The 17,537-nt window shown below is 62.7% G+C and carries 16 protein-coding genes; 8 read left to right on the top strand and 8 right to left on the bottom strand.

The window, feature by feature from the left end; all coding sequences use genetic code 11:
- Nucleotides 1-777 precede the first annotated feature (777 nt).
- The 5 genes from ACK56M_RS20420 (at nucleotide 778) to ACK56M_RS20400 (ending at nucleotide 4,953) form a co-directional block, all read left to right on the top strand.
- Nucleotides 778-1,716 (top strand): 2-hydroxyacid dehydrogenase, encoded by a 939-nt coding sequence (locus tag ACK56M_RS20420; RefSeq protein ID WP_015271183.1) that lies wholly within the window; start codon nucleotides 778-780, stop codon nucleotides 1,714-1,716.
- A gap of 50 nt (nucleotides 1,717-1,766) precedes the next feature.
- Nucleotides 1,767-2,555 carry a PhzF family phenazine biosynthesis protein gene (locus ACK56M_RS20415; RefSeq protein WP_015271182.1) on the top strand — a complete coding sequence of 263 codons (789 nt, stop codon included), beginning with the start codon at nucleotides 1,767-1,769 and terminating at the stop codon, nucleotides 2,553-2,555.
- Nucleotides 2,556-2,729: 174 nt separating this feature from the next.
- The gene (locus ACK56M_RS20410) at nucleotides 2,730-3,137 is read left to right on the top strand and encodes a GFA family protein (protein WP_015271181.1); all 408 of its coding nucleotides are present in this window, start codon (nucleotides 2,730-2,732) and stop codon (nucleotides 3,135-3,137) included.
- A gap of 112 nt (nucleotides 3,138-3,249) precedes the next feature.
- Entirely contained in the window at nucleotides 3,250-3,588 is a 339-nt protein-coding gene (locus tag ACK56M_RS20405) for an FKBP-type peptidyl-prolyl cis-trans isomerase (protein ID WP_003254365.1), read from the top strand.
- Nucleotides 3,589-4,290: 702 nt separating this feature from the next.
- On the top strand, nucleotides 4,291-4,953 hold the full coding sequence (locus ACK56M_RS20400) for a hypothetical protein (RefSeq protein ID WP_015271179.1): 663 nt from the start codon (nucleotides 4,291-4,293) through the stop codon (nucleotides 4,951-4,953).
- 77 nt (nucleotides 4,954-5,030) lie between these two features.
- On the opposite strand, the gene ACK56M_RS20395 is transcribed toward ACK56M_RS20400, so the two are convergent.
- The 3 genes from ACK56M_RS20395 to ACK56M_RS20385 all read right to left on the bottom strand — a co-directional run bounded on the left by ACK56M_RS20395 (nucleotide 5,031) and on the right by ACK56M_RS20385 (nucleotide 8,301).
- Nucleotides 5,031-5,759, bottom strand: a complete 729-nt coding sequence (locus ACK56M_RS20395) for an aspartate/glutamate racemase family protein (RefSeq protein ID WP_182328502.1) — start codon at nucleotides 5,757-5,759, stop codon at nucleotides 5,031-5,033.
- A 16-nt stretch (nucleotides 5,760-5,775) separates the two neighbouring features.
- Nucleotides 5,776-7,308, bottom strand: a complete 1,533-nt coding sequence (locus ACK56M_RS20390; protein WP_039614451.1) for an NCS1 family nucleobase:cation symporter-1 — start codon at nucleotides 7,306-7,308, stop codon at nucleotides 5,776-5,778.
- A 555-nt stretch (nucleotides 7,309-7,863) separates the two neighbouring features.
- Entirely contained in the window at nucleotides 7,864-8,301 is a 438-nt protein-coding gene (locus ACK56M_RS20385) for an Lrp/AsnC family transcriptional regulator (RefSeq protein WP_003260363.1), read from the bottom strand.
- A gap of 134 nt (nucleotides 8,302-8,435) precedes the next feature.
- On the opposite strand from ACK56M_RS20385, the gene ACK56M_RS20380 reads away from it, so the two are divergent.
- Both ACK56M_RS20380 and ACK56M_RS20375 read left to right on the top strand, forming a co-directional pair.
- On the top strand, nucleotides 8,436-9,335 hold the full coding sequence (locus ACK56M_RS20380) for a DMT family transporter (RefSeq protein ID WP_054573076.1): 900 nt from the start codon (nucleotides 8,436-8,438) through the stop codon (nucleotides 9,333-9,335).
- A gap of 246 nt (nucleotides 9,336-9,581) precedes the next feature.
- A complete protein-coding gene (locus tag ACK56M_RS20375; protein ID WP_191472960.1) occupies nucleotides 9,582-10,508 on the top strand; it encodes a class I SAM-dependent methyltransferase in 927 nt (308 codons plus the stop codon).
- A 124-nt stretch (nucleotides 10,509-10,632) separates the two neighbouring features.
- Here the strand turns inward: ACK56M_RS20375 and ACK56M_RS20370 are convergent, their stop codons facing one another.
- Both ACK56M_RS20370 and ACK56M_RS20365 read right to left on the bottom strand, forming a co-directional pair.
- The gene (locus tag ACK56M_RS20370) at nucleotides 10,633-11,634 is read right to left on the bottom strand and encodes a sulfate ABC transporter substrate-binding protein (protein WP_015271174.1); all 1,002 of its coding nucleotides are present in this window, start codon (nucleotides 11,632-11,634) and stop codon (nucleotides 10,633-10,635) included.
- 216 nt (nucleotides 11,635-11,850) lie between these two features.
- Complete coding sequence (locus ACK56M_RS20365; RefSeq protein WP_054573077.1) at nucleotides 11,851-12,672, bottom strand: ion transporter; 822 nt, start codon at nucleotides 12,670-12,672, stop codon at nucleotides 11,851-11,853.
- Between the two features lie 158 nt (nucleotides 12,673-12,830).
- Between ACK56M_RS20365 and ACK56M_RS20360 the strand changes: the two genes are divergently transcribed.
- Nucleotides 12,831-13,652, top strand: a complete 822-nt coding sequence (locus tag ACK56M_RS20360) for an RHS repeat-associated core domain-containing protein (RefSeq protein ID WP_253138805.1) — start codon at nucleotides 12,831-12,833, stop codon at nucleotides 13,650-13,652.
- 15 nt (nucleotides 13,653-13,667) lie between these two features.
- Here the strand turns inward: ACK56M_RS20360 and ACK56M_RS20355 are convergent, their stop codons facing one another.
- The 3 genes from ACK56M_RS20355 to ACK56M_RS20345 all read right to left on the bottom strand — a co-directional run bounded on the left by ACK56M_RS20355 (nucleotide 13,668) and on the right by ACK56M_RS20345 (nucleotide 17,442).
- Nucleotides 13,668-14,543: an urea transporter gene (locus ACK56M_RS20355; RefSeq protein WP_015271171.1), complete on the bottom strand. Its 876-nt coding sequence runs from the start codon at nucleotides 14,541-14,543 to the stop codon at nucleotides 13,668-13,670.
- 212 nt (nucleotides 14,544-14,755) lie between these two features.
- Nucleotides 14,756-16,171 carry a pyruvate kinase gene (gene pyk / locus ACK56M_RS20350; RefSeq protein ID WP_013973542.1) on the bottom strand — a complete coding sequence of 472 codons (1,416 nt, stop codon included), beginning with the start codon at nucleotides 16,169-16,171 and terminating at the stop codon, nucleotides 14,756-14,758.
- Nucleotides 16,168-17,442 carry a glycerate kinase gene (locus tag ACK56M_RS20345; protein WP_015271169.1) on the bottom strand — a complete coding sequence of 425 codons (1,275 nt, stop codon included), beginning with the start codon at nucleotides 17,440-17,442 and terminating at the stop codon, nucleotides 16,168-16,170. The genes pyk and ACK56M_RS20345 overlap by 4 nt, the downstream gene beginning before the upstream one ends.
- Nucleotides 17,443-17,537: the final 95 nt, after the last annotated feature.

The following is a 17,537-nucleotide window of genomic DNA, read 5'->3' as shown; positions in this document are numbered from 1 at the left end:
GTCCAGGCGCCACCGATTGCGACTTCAGGAGGCCGAGCGAAGGGACTGCGGAGGGAGGTGACGGGCATGGATGCCCGTCAAGCGCTGAGGCCCCATGGATGGGGCCTGCAGCGCGTACTCCCGGGAGCAGGCCCGTAGCGAGGGAACCCCGGAGCGCAGCGTAGGGGCCGGATGATAGGAGCCAGCGTTTTTTGGTTACTTTTTGTCGCGTTTGACAAAAAGTGACCCGCCGTAAGGGCGGAAAGGTGAATAAGCGCCACCTTCGAAAATGAATGTTAACCTTGTTGTTGATGCCCACGCTTGAAAGCGGCGAGCGAAGAGCGAAGAGCGGAAAAGTACTGGTCTTGATCTCGCGCATAGTCCATTTACGATGGCGACGCATACTCACCTTTTCGCCCTTACGGCGAGTCACTTTTTGCCAAACGCGGCAAAAAGTAACCAAAAAACGCTGCGCTCCCATCATCCGGCCCCTCCGCTGCGCTCCGGGGTTCCCTCGCGCCGGTCTTGCTCCCGGGAGTACGCGCTGCAGGCCCCATCCATGGGGCCTCAGCGCTTGACGGGCATCCATGCCCGTCACCTCCCTCCGCAAGACCTCTGCTCGGCCTCCTGAAGTCGCGAAGATCAAGATCAAGATCAAGATCAAGAGCAAGAGCAGAGCAGAGCAGAGCAGAGCAGAGCAGAGCTAAGCAGAACAGTGCAGTTTCACCTCTTTATTTCGGTTGACTGTACTGGCCGGTGACTCCGCATAATGTCGCCTCGAACTGACCCGGAGGTGGCATGCACAAGACAGTCCTGGTGCTGGTGGAAACCGTCGATGATTACCTGCCCATGCTGGAGCAGGCCGGCTACCGTTTGATCCGTGCCCCTTCGCCGCAACTGCGGGCCGAGGCCATCCAGCGCCATGCCCATGAAGTAGATGCTGTGCTCACCCGCGGCCCGCTGGGCCTGACTGCCAGCGAAATCGACACGCTGTCCAAACTGCAGATCATCTGCGTGATCGGTGCTGGCTACGAACAGGTTGACCTGGCCGCGGCCGCTGCGCGCGGCATCACTGTCACCAACGGCGCCGGGGCCAATGCCGAAGCGGTCGCCGACCACACCCTCGCCCTGCTGCTGGCGCTGTTGCGCGACATTCCCCGCGCCGATGCCAGTACCCGCCGGGGCGAATGGAACCGGGTGATCAGCCCCTCGGTGAGTGGCAAGCGCCTTGGCATTCTCGGCCTTGGTGCGGTGGGCCTGGCCATCGCCAGGCGCGCCCATCTGGGCTTCGCCATGCCCGTCAGCTACCACAGCCGCACGCCGCGCCAGGATGTGCCCTACACCTGGTACGACAGCCCGCAGCACCTGGCCGACGCCGTCGACATCCTGGTGGTGGCAACCCCCGGGGGAGCCAACACTCGTCACCTGGTCGATGCACAGGTGCTCGAGGCCCTGGGGGCCGAGGGCTACCTGGTGAATATCGCCCGAGCCAGCGTGGTCGACACCCAGGCCCTGGTGGCCGCGCTGCAGCATGGCCAGCTGGCTGGTGCGGCACTGGATGTGTTCGACGACGAGCCGGCTGTACCCGATGCTCTCAAGGCCCTTGGCAACACCGTGCTCACCCCCCACGTGGCCGGCCAGTCGCCGGAGGCGGCGCGCGACACGGTGACCCTGGTGCTGCGCAACCTGCAGGCGTTCTTTGCCGGCGAAGCCGTGTTGACTCCGGTACGCCAGTAACCCTTTTCATACATCTGCCTGGCAGCGATCGGGCAACAAGGAGTGTGTGCATGCAACTTGAAATCTTCCAGGTCGATGCGTTTTCCGCCGAGCCGTTCGGGGGCAACCCGGCGGCAGTGATCCCACTGCAAAGCTGGCTGCCGGACGACGTGCTGCAGCGCATTGCCGAAGAGAACAACCTCTCGGAAACCGCCTACTTCGTGCGCAACGGCGAAACCTTCGACCTGCGCTGGTTCACCCCGACCGTGGAAGTCGACCTGTGCGGCCATGCCACCCTGGCCTCGGCCTATGTGCTGTTCGAACAGCTGGGCGAGCAGGCGCAGGTGCTGCGTTTCAACACCCGCAGTGGCGAGCTGCGGGTCAGCCGCAACGCTGACGGGCTGCTGGCCATGGACTTCCCGGCCAAGCAGCCGGTCGCCGTGGACATGCTGCCGGGCCTGTTGCAGGCGCTGGGCCTGGGCCAGGCACAGGCGCTGTACCGCAGTGACGACTATGTGGTGGTGATCGATGACGCCCTGTTGCTCGACACCCTGAAGCCGGATTTCGTTGCGCTGTTGGCCTTCGATGTGCGCGGTATCGCCGTTACCGCGGCAGGCCGTGGCTTTGATTTCGTCACCCGCTGGTTCGGCCCGCGGGTCGGCGTGAACGAAGACCCGGTGACTGGCTCGGCGCACACCTCGCTGGCGCCGATATGGGCCGAGCGTCTGGGTAGGAACGTGCTGAGCTGCGAGCAGGGTGGGGTGCGCAAAGGGCAGCTGCAGTGCGAAGTGCCGGGTAACGGCCGGGTGATCATCAGCGGGCGGGCGGCGTTGTACCTGCGCGGTACGGTGTACATCTGACCTTGGGCAACTGTCTTTTGCTGCCTGTGCCTGCCTCATCGCCGGCAAGCCAGCTCCAACAGGTACTGCACTGGCCTTAGAACGGCGCGGTCGGGGTGGGAGCCGGCTTGCCGGCGATGAGACCGGTACAGGCATCTATACTTGCTGGCCCATCTTCCGCTCAAGGAGCCAGCCATGGCCCTGGAAAAACACGGCACCTGCCTGTGCGGCGCCACCCGGCTCAAGGTCACCGTCGACAATACCCATATCAGCGCCTGCCACTGCAGCATGTGCCGCAAATGGACCGGCGGCCCATTGCTGGTGGTGCATTGCAGCCAGCCACCGGTGATCGAAGGGCGCGCGCCCAGCATCTATGAGTCTTCCGATTGGGCCCAGCGCGGCTTCTGCGGCCAGTGCGGCACGCACCTGTACTACCGGCTCAAGGCCAATGACTTCCACGCCGTGCCGGTCGGCCTGCTCGACGGCGACCAGGAATGGCATTTTGACTTGCAGATCTTCGTCGAACAGAAACCCGCCTGGTATTGCTTCGCCAACCAGACCAAGGAACTGACTGGCCAGGAAGCCTTCGAGCAGCTCGGCTGATTCAGGCGGCGTGCTGTGATCGATGCGCCAGCACGAAACGCCACGCGAACTTGCCAAACCGTTGCATTCCTGAGAAAAGGGCGGCTTTGTTTCCAGCGTTGGAGTATGCCCCGTGAGCCAAGAACTGCAGATCATCGACCTTGTGGAGGGGGATGGCAAAGCCGCCGTCAAAGGCGCCCTGATCACCACCCAGTACACCGGCTGGCTGGCCGACGGCAGCGAGTTCGACTCGTCCTGGTCGCGCGGCAAGCCGTTCCAGTGCGTGATCGGCACTGGTCGGGTAATCAAGGGGTGGGATCAAGGCCTGATGGGTATGCGCGTTGGCGGCAAGCGCAAGTTGCTGGTACCGGCGCACCTGGGCTATGGCGAACGCAGCGTGGGGGCGATTCCGCCGAATTCGGATTTGACCTTCGAGATCGAATTGCTGGAAGTGCTGACACGGGATGATTGAGGAAAAGGACTACACGCGCTGTCGGCCAGTGTCTGATTGAGGTGCCTCCCGGGTACGGCTAACCTTGCAGACTCACTGAGTGAAGAGGGTAGCCTATCCATGAAATCGCATTTTTCCTCACGGGTGGTACGCAAAGCGAACGCGCTGTTGGTGGCATCAGGCGCGCGAATGGAAATCTCGTTACCACGCGAACTGGCGAGTGTGGTTACCAACTCCCGAAAGACCCGTTCGGAACTGAAGGCAGCATTCGAGGCTGCGTATTCCCGCCTGCGCAAAGGGTAAGAGCCATATGGTCGGGTGTGGCACAAAGTCTCGTGGGCTCGATTCTCTTCGTGTTCTTGCGGGGCTTTCTGGTGTTCTTCACCTGGAGTCTGAATCAAGGCCCAAAGCAGGTTATCGAGCAGGTATTTGATGTAACCATTCTCGACTCTGTCTCTATGGAACAAGCAGCCGGGCCACCGTAACGGTAATCAGCGAGAGCAACGAGTAACGAACGGACACATTTCAGCAACACCCATCCTCTAATCTAAGCCTTGCCTAGGGAACGGCATCCACCTCCAGGGAGGAACCAAACGGGTTCAGGGCACTCTCACCCTCACTCGTTGCCAAGGATGGCATTCACTACAAGGATGCCCCGCGGTGCTGTTGGCGGGGTGATGTGGCGGGTCTACCCGATTCTTTCTGCCACATGGGCCTGTTTTGATGAAGTTGCCAACATTCTTCCGCCGTCGTCGTCACTGGTTGCTGAGCCTGACGCTTACAGCCATAGCCGTACCGCTGGCGCTGGAAGCAGTCGAAAGCCGGGCGCAACCGGTGGATGGCACCCAGACCCTTGTGTTCCTGCGCCACGCCGAGAAGCCGGGCGAGGGGCTGGGCCAGTTGAACTGCCAGGGCCTCAACCGTGCGCTGGACCTGGCTACCCTGCTCCCCGAGCGCTTTGGCAAGGCCGACTACGTGTTCGCTGCCAACCCCTCGCGGCATGTCGAGGAAGGCAGCAAGGACCAAAGCTACAGCTACATTCGCCCGCTGATGACCATCAGCCCCAGCGCCATTCGCCTGGGCCTGCCGGTAAACATCGACTATGGCGCCAACGACACCGACGCGCTGGCCGAAGAGCTGCTGCGCGACAAGTACCGTAACGCGACCGTGTACACCGCCTGGTCGCATGGCTACCTCCCTGACCTGATCAATGCCGTGGCTGGCAAGGCCCTCGGTGAAAAGCGGGTGATCACCGAGGACTGGAGCGGCGACGACTTCGACACCCTCTACGTCCTGACCCTGACCTGGCACGACGGCAAGGCCAGCCTGCTCAGCCGCAACGTGCGTCAGGGCCTGAATGATGGTGCGCATAGTTGCCCGACCTGATCCGCTGGTGATGGTTTGCCTATACCGGCCTCTTCGCGGGCAAGCCCGCGAAAGGGCCTGCGCAGGCAAATAGAAGGTTAGCGCCCGAACCGCACCGGCCAACCCACCACTTTCTTCACCCGTGGCGTGGCATAGGTACGGACCTTGGAGGTACTCAAGCCCATGCGCACCAGCGATTCGGCCATGGTCACCGCCGCACTCACACCATCCACCACCGGCACGCCGGTGCGCTGGCGGATCTGCTCGTCCAAACCGGCCATGCCGCCGCAACCCAGGCAGATCACCTCGGCCTTGTCGTCACGCACGGCGCGTTCTGCCTGCTCGACAATCGCCTCCACCGCGCGCTGCGGGTCGGCTTCCAGCTCCAGCACTGCCAGCCCGCTGGCGCGTACAGATGCGCAGCGGTCATACAGGCCGGAGAGCTTCAGGCGGTCTTCGATCAGCGGCACGGTGCGGTCCAGGGTGGTCACCACCGAGTAGGCATGGCCCAGGTACATCGCCGTGCTGGCGGCTGCATCGGTGATGTCCACCACCGGTACGTTCAGCAGTTCCTGCAAGCCTTCGCGGCCATGTTCGCCGTAACCCGCCTGTATCACGGCATCATAAGGGCCTTCGTAGGCCAGCACTCGGTCCATCACCGCGATGGCGGCCAGGTAGCTTTCGAAGTTGCCCTCCACCGACTCGGCACCGAACCATGGGGTGAGGCCGATGATTTCCGTGCCGGGCGCTGCCACCGCACGGGCCTGTTCGGCAATGGCTTCGGTGATGGCTTCGGTGGTGTTGACGTTGGCGATCAGAATGCGCATGGGTAGTCCTCCCTGGTCAATGGCTGCTGTGGTCCACGGCGATGCATTCGCCGCTGACGTCCTGGTATTGGTGTTTGCGTGGGGCGATCAGCAGGTAAAGTGCGGCGGCGATGCCGGCACCGATCAGCCAGGAGAATGGCGCCACGCCATGGAAGTTGGGCACCAGGGCCAGGACGATGGCCAGCAGGGCGGCCGGCACGAAGGCGGCCACGGCGCGCAGGTTGATGCCCTTGGTGTAGTGGTAGGCGCCAGCCGGGTCTTCGCTGTACAGCTGCGGCACGTTGATGCAGCCTTTGCGCAGCAACCAGTAGTCGGACATGATCACCCCGTACAGCGGGCCGAGCAGGGCACCCAGGCCGGACAGGAAGTACACGATCACCAGTGGGCTGTTGTACAGGTTCCACGGCAGGATCAGCACCGCCAGGGTGGCGCTGATCAGCCCGGCGCGGCGGAAGTTCAGGTGACGCGGTGCCAGGTTGCTGAGGACGAAGGCCGGGGCGACGAAGTTGGCCATGATGTTCACCGCCACCGTCACGATCAGGAAGGCCAGGCAGCCCAGTACCAGGAACGCTGTACTTGGGATGGCCGCGACGATCTGGGTCGGGCTGTCGATGATCTGGCCGTTGATCTGGAACTGCGCGCCGCACAGCACCACGGTGATCACGGCGAACACCAGGATGTTCACCGGCAGGCCCCAGAAGTTGCCGACGCGGATGGTCTTGCGGCATGGCGAGGAGCGGGCGAAGTCACAGAAGTTCAGCACCAGGGTGCCGTAGATCGCCAGCCACAGCGCGCCGCCGGCAAATATGTTGCGCCACATCTCGTAGCCGGTCAGCGGTTCGGCCACCGACCAGGCGATGCGGGCGTCGGCCTTGAAGTACATGAACACCGCCAGGGCGGCGACGGTCAGCAGTATCACCGGGCCGGCAAAGGCCTCGTAGCGGCGCACCATCTCCATGCCATAGGCCAGGATCACCAGCTGCACCAGCCATATCGACACGAAACACACCCAGCCCAGGCTCGACAGGCCGAGGATGCTGTCGTGGTCGTAGGCTGCCATTTGCGGCCATACAGCGGTGAGCAGCACGCGCAGCACCACCGAAGCCAGGTAGGTCTGGATGCCGAACCAGGCGATGGCGATGACCGCACGAATCAACGCCGGAATCTGCGCACCATGGATGCCGAAGGCGATGCGGCTGATGACCGGGAATGGTACGCCGGTCTTCTGCCCCATGTAGCCGGACAGGTTCATGAAGAAGTACACCAGCGCCGCGCCGATGGCCAGCGACAGCAGGATCTGCCAGCCACCCAGGCCGAGGGCGAACAAGCCCATGGCGAACGAGTAGTTGGCGATGTTGTGCACATCATTGGTCCACAGCGCAAAGATGCTGTAGCCGCCCCAGCGGCGACCTTCGATGCGCGTCGGCGCGAGGTCGCGGTTATGCAGGCGCGGGCTCAGGGCGAGTTCCGGCTGGCTGCCGGCGAGAGTGGACGCGGGGTGGGTGCTGGCGACGGATAGTTCAGGGGCAAGGTCGAAGCTGGTACTCATTCCGGCGGGCTCCTGATGCACGTGGACTGCGATGAGCGGGCATGCGCACGGGCTCGCCATCTCGTCGGTGCAGCGTTGGCATCTCAGGGTTTGGGGCGCGGCGGCCGATGTTGAGTCGGCGTCGCGGGTTCTTGTGTATTTATGTTTTGCTTGGTTTGTATACAAAACACGAACACACAAAAGCGAGTTCCATGCCAAGGAAAAAGCAAACTTCAGTTGGCCATCATTTTGAACTTACCTTGTTGAGTTGTAAGTTCATGAAATGAAGAGAGTATAAGTTGACCAAATGAACAGATTTAAATTTCCCGAAGGTAATTTTGTTGATCGTTTGGTCAGAATAATTTGTGGGAAGTGTGTAACCTATTGGGGCGCAATCTTGAAAAGTGCACACAAAAACGGCACTTAAGGTGACATTCTTGTGTACAAAAATTGGTCAACTTTTTCCTGTGCTGGCCTCTTCGCGGGTAAACCCGCACACAAGTACCCCGTAGCATTCAGGTCGGTCGAAATCCTGTGGGAGCGGGTTTACCCGCGAAGAGGCCCGCACAGGCAGATTCAATCCATCGGCGGCAACCGCCGCTTGACCGGTGTCTTCTTGATGATCGCCGTATTGGTTTCGGCCACCGTATAGAGGCGGTCGAGCAGGGTGTCCAGTTGCTCCATCGAGCGAACATGCAGGCGGGCAATGAAGCAGTCTTCGCCAATTACCTTGTCGCACTCGGTGAATTCGGGAATGGCGATGATCTGCCGTTCCACCTCCTGCAGCTTCCCGGGTAGCGGGCGGATGCGCACGATGGCCTGCAGTTGGTAGCCAAAGGCGCGTGGGTCGACCTCTACGGTGTAACCGCGCAACACGCCGCGTTCCTCCAGGCGACGCAGGCGTTCGCTGACGCTGGGTGAAGACAGCCCGCTGATCTGCGCCAGGGCCTTGAGCGAGCGGCGCGAGTCTTCCATCAGCGCGTTGATCAGCAGTTGGTCGATGGCATCGGTCATGGTCACCTCAATCAGGTTATTCGCGTTATTTGCCTTGATAGTAAAGGCAAACTGGCCAATCTTCCTTCGTTATGCGCTGGAAGGCTCGCCGACAACCTTTGCATACTGTTGCCATCGTCAACAGGAGGTTTGAGATGGACAGTTCATTGCGTCGTGGCTCGCTGGAAATGGTTGCCGCCATGCTGATTTCCGGGACCATCGGCTGGTTCGTGCTGGTATCTGGCCAGCCGGTGCTGGAGGTGGTGTTCTGGCGTTGCGTGTTCGGTGCCGTGACCTTGCTGGCGATTTGCGCGGGGTTCGGCTTTCTGCGGCCTGGCGCGATAAGCCGTACGGCGTTCCTGTTGGCGATTGCCAGCGGTGTGGCCATTGTCGGCAACTGGGTGTTGCTGTTCGCCTCCTACTCGCGGGCATCGATTGCCATCGGCACGGCGGTGTACAACGTGCAGCCGTTCATGCTGGTGGGGCTGGCGGCGGTGTTCCTGGGCGAGAAGATCACCCTGGCCAAGGTCACCTGGCTGAGCGTGGCGTTCCTCGGCATGCTGGCCATCGTCAGTGCCCATGGCGCGGGGCAGGGTGGCGGCGAGGACTATTTGCTGGGCATTGCGCTGGCGCTGGGGGCGGCCTTCCTGTATGCCATTGCGGCGTTGATCATCAAACGCCTGAGTGGCACGCCACCGCACCTGATCGCGCTGATCCAGGTGGCCACGGGTGCGCTGTTGCTGGCGCCGTGGGTCAAGCTTGGCGGGTTGCCGGGTGAAGTGCCGGCGCTGGCCAGCCTGGTGACCTTGGGCATGGTGCACACCGGCTTGATGTATGTGTTGCTGTACAGCGCCATCCAGCGCTTGCCCACGGCGTTGACCGGGGCGCTGTCGTTCATCTACCCGATTGCGGCGATTCTGGTGGACTGGGTGGCGTTCGGGCACCGGCTGGCACCGTTGCAGTGGCTGGGGGTGGCGTTGATCCTGCTGGCGGCGGCGGGGATGCAGCAGGGGTGGTGGTTCCGGCCCAGGACGATAGCGGTCAAGGGCCATTGAGGCCGCTTTGCGGCCTATCGCCGGCAAGCCAGCTCCCACTTCGACCGCATCGGGCTCAAGCCATGCGCAGTACCTATAGGAGCCTGGCTTGTCGGCGATGAGGCCAGTACAGGCAGTACAAGTTGCTCCCAGGTAATGCACAGTTCTCAAAGCTTGCGCAGGACCTGTGGGAGCTGGCTTGCCGGCGATAGGGCGCGAAGCGCCCTCTGGAGGTAGAATGCCGCTTTTGCCAGCTTGCGACCCATGATGACTTCGCCGATCCAGACTCTGGAGCAACACCTGCTCGCCGCCCTCGACCCTGCCCCGCAGGAAACCCGCCGCCTGTTCCACGGCCGCGGCCGCTGCTGGGCGGGCCTGGAGCAGGTCACCGTGGACTGGCTGCAAGGCGTGCTGTCGGTCGCCCTGTTCCGTGAGCCGCCTGACGGCCAGCTAGCCGAACTGGAATCCATGCTGCTCACGCTCGCCGAGCGTCCACAGTGGACTGGTCAAGCCATCCTTCTCCAGCATCGCTACCTGCCCGACAGCCCGGGCCAGTGGCTGCTGGGCGAACCGTGCCAGCAGCGCGAGGTGGTCGAGGATGGGCTGGCCTACCTGCTGGACCTGGGCGTGCGGCAGAACAATGGCCTGTTCCTCGACATGCGCTATGGTCGGCGCTGGGTTCGCGAGCAGGCGGCGGGCAAGCGCGTGCTGAACCTGTTTGCCTACACCTGCGGTTTCTCGGTGGCGGCGATTGCCGGTGGCGCCCAGCAGGTGGTTAACCTGGACATGGCCAAGTCGGCGTTGTCCCGGGGCCGCGACAACCACCGCCTCAATGGCCACGATGCGTCGCGGGTGGCCTACCTGGGGCACGAGCTGTTCAAGTCGTGGGGCAAGGTGCGCAAGTACGGGCCTTACGACCTGATCATCATCGACCCACCGACCTTCCAGCGCGGCAGTTTTGTGCTGACCCAGGATTACGCGAAGATTCTGCGGCGCTTGCCGGAGTTGTTGAGCGAGGGCGGGACGGTGCTGGCATGCGTGAACGACCCGGGCATCGGGCCAGAGTTTCTGATCGAGGGGATGGCGGAGCAGGCGCCGTCGCTGGCATTTGTCGAGCGGCTGCAGAACCCGCCGGAGTTTCCTGACGTGGACCCGGCGGGGGGCTTGAAGGCCCTGGTATTCCGCCAGGTCTGATGTTGCCTGTACCGGCCCTATCGCCGGCAAGCCAGCTCCCACAGGTACTGCACAGGTCTTGAGTACTGTGGAGTCCCTGTGGGAGCTGGCTTGCCGGCGATAGGGCCGGACCTGCATGCATCAATTACTGATTGTTGGTGTAGATCTGGTCAAACACCCCACCATCATTGAAGTGGGTCTTCTGCACGGTGCGCCAGTCACCAAAGGTCTTCTCCACCGACAGGAAGTCCACTTTCGGGAAGCGGTCGGTGTACTTGGCCAGTACCGTCGCATCACGCGGGCGCAGGTAGTTCTGTGCGGCGATTTCCTGTGCGGCTGGCGACCACAGGTACTTCAGGTATTCCTCGGCCGCTGCCTGGGTGCCTTTCTTCGCCACCACCTTGTCGACCACGCTGACCGGCGGCTCGGCTTCGGCCGACACGCTCGGGTAGACCACTTCGAACTGGTCGCGGCCGAACTCGCGGGCGATCATCTCGGCTTCGTTCTCGAAGGTCACCAGCACGTCGCCGATCTGGTTGGTCATGAAGGTGGTGGTGGCGGCGCGGCCACCGGTGTCCAATACCGGCGCCTGCTTGAACAGCTTGCCGACAAAGTCCTTGGCCTTGTTTTCATCACCGCCTTGCTTGAGCACATAGCCCCAGGCCGACAGGTAGGTGTAGCGGCCGTTACCCGAGGTCTTGGGGTTGGGTACGATCACCTGTACGCCATCCTTGAGCAGGTCGGGCCAGTCTTTCAGCGCCTTGGGGTTACCCTTGCGCACGATGAATACAGTGGCCGAGGTGAACGGCGCGCTGTTGTTCGGCAGGCGGGTTACCCAGTTGTCCGGCACCAGCTTGCCGTTGTCGGCCAGGGCGTTGATGTCGGTGGCCATGTTCATGGTGATGACATCGGCCGGCAGGCCATCGATCACCGCTCGCGCCTGCTTGCTCGAGCCGCCGAAGGACATCTGCACGTTGACCTTCTCGTTGTGCTCGGCTTCCCAGTGCTTCTGGAAGGCCGGGTTGTAGTCCTTGTAGAAGTCGCGCATCACGTCGTAGGAAACGTTGAGCAGGGTGGGGGCAGCCTGGGCGAAATTGCCCAGGGCAAGGCCTGCGGCGAGCAGCGAGGCGGTGAAGAGTTTTTTCACGTTGCTTCCTTGTTATCGAGAAGGTGTTGGCAGTTTGCCTGCGACTATAGCGGGTGGGTTTGTGGGGGTTAAAGAACAAAAAACACTTTGGTTATGCTTCTGCCTGTGCCGGCCCTTTCGCGGGTAAACCCGCTCCTACAGAGACAGCGCAGGGTTCGGGCCTGTGGTGATCCTGTGCGGGCGGGCTTGCCGGCGACAGGGCCGGAACAGGCGGAATCATTGTTTGGGAAACAGCACATTCCCGCACCGCGAACAGAACGCCGCGCCATGCTCATGGCTTTTCTTGCTGCAAGTCGGGCAATCATGCTGCAGCTGCTCCCCGCGCATGGCATTGGCCAGCTCGGCGGTAAAGATCCCGGTCGGCACGGCAATGATCGAATAACCGGTAATCATCACCAGCGACGACAGCACCTGCCCCAGCGGGGTCTTCGGCACGATGTCGCCAAAGCCTACCGTGGTCAGGGTAACGATGGCCCAGTAGATACCCTTGGGAATGCTGGTAAAGCCATGCTCAGGCCCTTCGATCACATACATCAAGGTGCCGAACACCGTCACCAGGGTCGATACCGTCACCAGGAACACGATGATCTTCTGCTTGCTGCCGCGCAGCGCCTCCATCAGGTAATGGGCCTGCTTGAGGTACGGGCTGAGCTTGAGCACGCGGAAGATCCGCAGCATCCGTATCACGCGGATGATCAGCAGGTACTGCGCGTCGCTGTAGTACAGCGCGATGATCCCCGGCACGATCGCCAGCAGATCGACCAGGCCATAAAAGCTGAATGCGTAGCGCAAAGGCTTGGGCGAGCAGTACAGGCGGGTGAGGTACTCGGCCAGGAAGATCGCGGTAAAGCCCCACTCGACACCCGCCAGCAGGCCGGCGTAACCCTGGTGCACTTCGTCGATGCTGTCGAGGATGACGGTAACCAGGCTGGCCAGGATGATCAGCAGGAGGATCTTGTCGAAGCGCCGGCCGGCTACGGTGTCGGTCTGGAAGACCATTATGTAGAGGCGTTCACGCAGGGATTGTGGGGTGGACATGGGCTCGGGTTCCGCGGGTAAAAAATGCCAAGCCTAGAGGGTCTTGGTAAGTAACGGGAGTGGGGGCACATGGCAGACCTGATAGAACTGATAGTTTTCCTCAGTTACGCCAGTGGGCATCATTGGGCGCAAAATCGATCGAGTATGGAGCGAACACTATGTCCGATGTCCCGCTTTCGCTGCTGAGTCCGGGCAAGACAACTCTGCTGCAGGTTGATGAGGTTGGTAGTATCGTCGCCGAGCGAGGCTCGCGCCAAGGGGAATGGTCTTTTCTGCCCTATGGACAGCTTTCCACGCAGCAGGCTGTCGGCGCACTGCGGTTCGTGGGGCAGTGGTTCGACCCAGTAGTACAGGGTTACTTCCTGGGCAACGGGCTCAGGTTGTATATCCCGGCCATCATGCGGTTCCTGAGCCCTGACAGCCTGAGCCCATTCGCTGCGGGCGGAGTCAATTGCTATGTGTACTGTTCTGGCGATCCCGTTAATTTTCGCGACCCTTCTGGCCGTGCCAGGACTGGCCTTACCAAGCTGTTGAAAGATTTAAAGCTGCCGAAGCGGCCGCTACGGGGCTATCTTAAACCGCTGGGTCGACCCGAGAATTTCGAGCAGAAACGTATCGTATTTCGAGCCACGAAGAATGCCGATTTCGAACAATTCGTGTTCAAAGGGGCGGCGAAGATCACCGGTGAAAAACTAGACGCCAATTATTCCGGCATGAACAGTTTCCTGGGCACCGAGCATTTTTATCGCTTCGGCGAGTTGTATATCCCGGAGCGGACTGTTCCCCCCGAAGCAGTCAAGGGGCTCAAGAGGGCTGGTTTTGAATTGATCCGGTTCGATCTTGACGGCTACTTGAGCACCTTTTACACAGGAGCATCGAGCGACGAATCCGAGGGCGAAGACAATCCCCATCCCCCTCGGAACAGCAACCTTTACGTCGCCGACCCGGTCGCAGCAGGGGCCGGGATCAGACGCTCGTAGCAGAATGAGTAAACTTCAGCTATGTAGCGTCAAGTCTTGATTCGATGAATGTTGTTTCAACCGAGCCAGTCCGACGCCAAGGATCCAGCAGGCGACGACGAAGGGCGCGGTCAGGCCGGGCACCGGTAGCAGCTTGAACAGCGGTTGCAGCAGCAGGGCCAGGGCGATGGCCAGCAGCGTCACCCACGGCTTCTCACCTTGCCTGCTGAACGCCAGTGCTGCCAGTGCAGCGTTGAAACCGTACAGGCCCAGCCAGGCGGCTTGCGCCTGGTCGGCGAACAGTGCCACGCCGCCGCCGATGGCCGAACCGATCACCGCCCACATTGCGGCATAGGGGTTGGCGATGAACATGCCAATGCTGATCAGCAGGCCGGCCAGGGGCTGGTCGAGCAGGAAGATCTGGCCCACGCCGCGCGCCAACGCGTACAGCGGGTCGGCTTCGACGAAGCCGCTGGGCGAGGGGCTGGCGATCAGCAATACGGCCCAGCCAAGCAGGACGAAGGGTGCGGTGTAGGCGATCAGCAGCTTGCCGCCGCGCTTGCGCCACTGGTGGGTGATGATGCTGGACAGGCCGCCAGCGGCGATGATCAGTGGCGGCAGGATGACCGACCAGGGCAGCACGGCGCTGATCAGGATGCCGATCAGTACGCCGTTGTAGCTGTACAGGCCTGCCTGGCGGTCGGCACGGTCGTAGCCACGAGCCTGGGCGGTGAGCAGGCCGGCCAGGGCGCCGAGCAGGGCGCCACCGACCAGGCCGGGGGCGGTCAGCAGGATGGCCAGCAGGCAGCACAGGCCGCACAGAGGGTTGCGCAGCAGCAGCACCTGGCTGAAGCCGTTGAGTAACGCCGTGGCCCAGTCAGGGCACGGGTTGACGAAATTTTTGGTGTACATCGGGGCAGTCAGTGAGGTTGATGGGGCGCGGTGGGCCTCTTTGGGCCTCGGGTTTTCCGCAGTTGTGGTGTTTCTGTGTACGAGGAGGGCTTTGCCCTCCATTCGCAGCACAAGGCTGCTCCTACAAAGGGACCGCGCAGCGGGAGGTTTTCGCGGTCCCTTTGTAGGAGCAGCCTTGTGCTGCGAATGGGGCGCAAGGCGCCCCCGAAATCTCAGATCAAGGTCTCGATCCGCAGCGTGTTAGTCGACCCTGGTTTGCCGAAAGGCACACCGGCGGTGATCAGTAGCGTGTCGCCACGGCTGGCCATGCCTTGTGCCTGGGCAATCTCCAGTGCGGTGGATACAACCTCGTCCACCTGGCGCAGGCGGTCGTTGACTACCGAGTGCACGCCCCACGCCACGCTCAGGCGACGCGCGGTGGCCAGGTTCGGGGTGAGGTTGAGGATCGGTGCCCGTGGCCGCTCGCGTGCCGCGCGCAGGGTCGAGGCGCCCGACTCGCTGTAGTTGACCAGCACCGCCACCGGCAGAATGCCGCTGATACGGCGGATGGCGCAGCTGATGGCGTCCGATACGGTGGCCTCGGCCTTCGGCCGGCCAACGTCGAGCTGGGCCTGGTAGTCCGGGCCGTTCTCCACCTGGCGGATGATCTTGCTCATCATCTGCACGGCTTCCAGCGGGTACTCACCCGAGGCAGTCTCGGCCGACAGCATCACCGCATCGGCACCTTCGGCCACGGCGTTGGCCACGTCGGTGACTTCGGCGCGGGTCGGCGCTGGCGAGAAGCGCATGGATTCGAGCATCTGGGTGGCCACCACCACCGGTTTGCCCAGTTGGCGGCAGGTGCCGATGATGCGTTTCTGGATTTGCGGCACGCTTTCGGCCGGCACTTCCACGCCCAGGTCGCCACGGGCCACCATGATCGCATCCGCAAGCTCCGCGATGGCTTGCAGCTGTTCGACTGCCGATGGCTTTTCGATCTTCGCCATCAGGTAGGCACGGTCACCGATCAGCTGGCGTGCTTCGGTGATGTCTTCGGGGCGCTGTACGAACGACAGGGCCACCCAGTCCACGCCCAGCTCCAGGCCGAAGGCCAGGTCGCGGCGGTCTTTCTCGGTGAGCGGGGAGAGGTCGAGCACCGCTTGCGGCACGTTGACACCCTTGCGATCGGACAGCTCTCCACCGGCCAGCACTTCGGTGTCGATGGCGTCGCTGTGCTTGGCGGTGACGCGCAGGCGCAGCTTGCCGTCGTCCAGCAGCAGGTCCATGCCCGGCTCGAGGGCGGCGATGATCTCGGGGTGCGGCAGGTTGACCCGGCGGCTGTCGCCCGGGGTGTTGTCCAGGTCCAGGCGCAGGGCCTGGCCGCGTTGCAGCTGCACCTTGCCGTCGGCAAAGCGGCCGACGCGCAGCTTCGGCCCTTGCAGGTCCATGAGGATACCCAGTGGGTAGTTCAGTTGCTGCTCGACTTCGCGGATCCACTGGTAGCGCAGGGCGTGGTCGGCATGCTCGCCGTGGCTGAAGTTGAGGCGGAAGATATTCACCCCGGCTTCTACCAGTTGGCGGATGTCGTCGATGCCTTTGATCGCAGGGCCGAGGGTGGCGAGGATCTTTACTTTTTTATCAGGCGTCATGATTGGGCAGTCTCGAGGATCAGGATGGCGCGGAAGTCGTTGACGTTGGTGCGGGTCGGCTCGGTGACGATCAGCGCATCCAGGGCGGCGAAATAGCCGTAGCCGTTGTTGTTGTCCAGCTCGTCGCTGGCCGACAGGCCCAAGGCTTCGGCGCGGGCGTAGCTGGCCGGGGTCATGAAGGCGCCGGCGTTTTCTTCCGAGCCATCGATACCGTCGGTGTCACCGGCCAGGGCGTACACGCCCGGCAGGCCTTTCAGGCTTTCGGTGAGGCTGAGCAGGAACTCGGCATTGCGCCCGCCACGGCCATTGCCGCGCACGGTCACGGTGGTTTCGCCGCCGGACAGGATCACGCAGGGCGCTTTCAGCGGCTGGCCGTGCTGGACGATCTGCCGGGCGATACCGGCGTGCACCTTGGCCACTTCGCGTGATTCGCCTTCCAGGTCGCCGAGGATCAGCGGGCTGAACCCGGCCTGGCGGGCTTTGACCGCGGCGGCTTCGAGCGACTGCTGGGGCTTGGCGATCAGCTGGAAGTGGCTGCGGGCCAGGGCCGGGTCGTCGGCCTTGACGGTTTCCGAGGCGGGGTTGTTGAGCCAGTCGATAACGGCCTTGGGCGCTTCGATGTTGTAGCGCTTGAGGATGGCCAGGGCATCGGCCGAGGTGCTCGGGTCGGCCACGGTAGGGCCGGAGGCGATCACCGTGGCGAGGTCGCCCGGGACATCGGAAATGGCATAGGTGTACACCGTGGCCGGCCAGCAGGCCTTGGCCAGGCGGCCGCCCTTGATCGCCGAGAGGTGCTTGCGCACGCAGTTCATCTCGCCGATGGTGGCGCCGGATTTCAGCAGTGCCTTGTTGATCTGCTGCTTGTCGGCCAGGGTCAGGCCTTCGGCGGGCAGGGCCAGCAGTGCTGAGCCACCGCCGGACAGCAGGAAGATGACGCGGTCGTCTTCACTGAGGTTGCTGACCAGTTCCAGCACGCGTTTTGCCACAGCCAGGCCGGCGGCATCGGGGACCGGGTGGGCGGCTTCGACCACCTCGATCTTTTGGCAGTTGGCACCGTGACCGTACCGTGTGACAACAAGCCCGGAGACTTCGCCCTGCCAGCACTTCTCGACCACTTCGGCCATGGCGGCTGCGGCCTTGCCGGCACCGATGACGATGACCCGGCCGCTGCGGTCGGCGGGCAGGTAGGGTTCGAGGACTTGACGAGGGTGGGCGGCGGCGATGGCTGTGTCGAACAGCTCGCGGAGAAGTTTTTGCGGATCGACCGACATGGCAGGCTCCCAATTATTGTTGTTCTGCAGAATCAAAAACGCCCCTGGAACTGCCTCCGTGCAGGCCGAACCAGGGGCGGGTGTTGCTCGGTGCC

It is taken from the genome of Pseudomonas sp. s4, assembly GCF_046764235.1.
GTDB lineage: Bacteria > Pseudomonadota > Gammaproteobacteria > Pseudomonadales > Pseudomonadaceae > Aquipseudomonas > Aquipseudomonas asiatica.
Note: the sequence above shows the minus strand (reverse complement) of the source record. Positions and strands in the feature narration are given on the sequence as shown.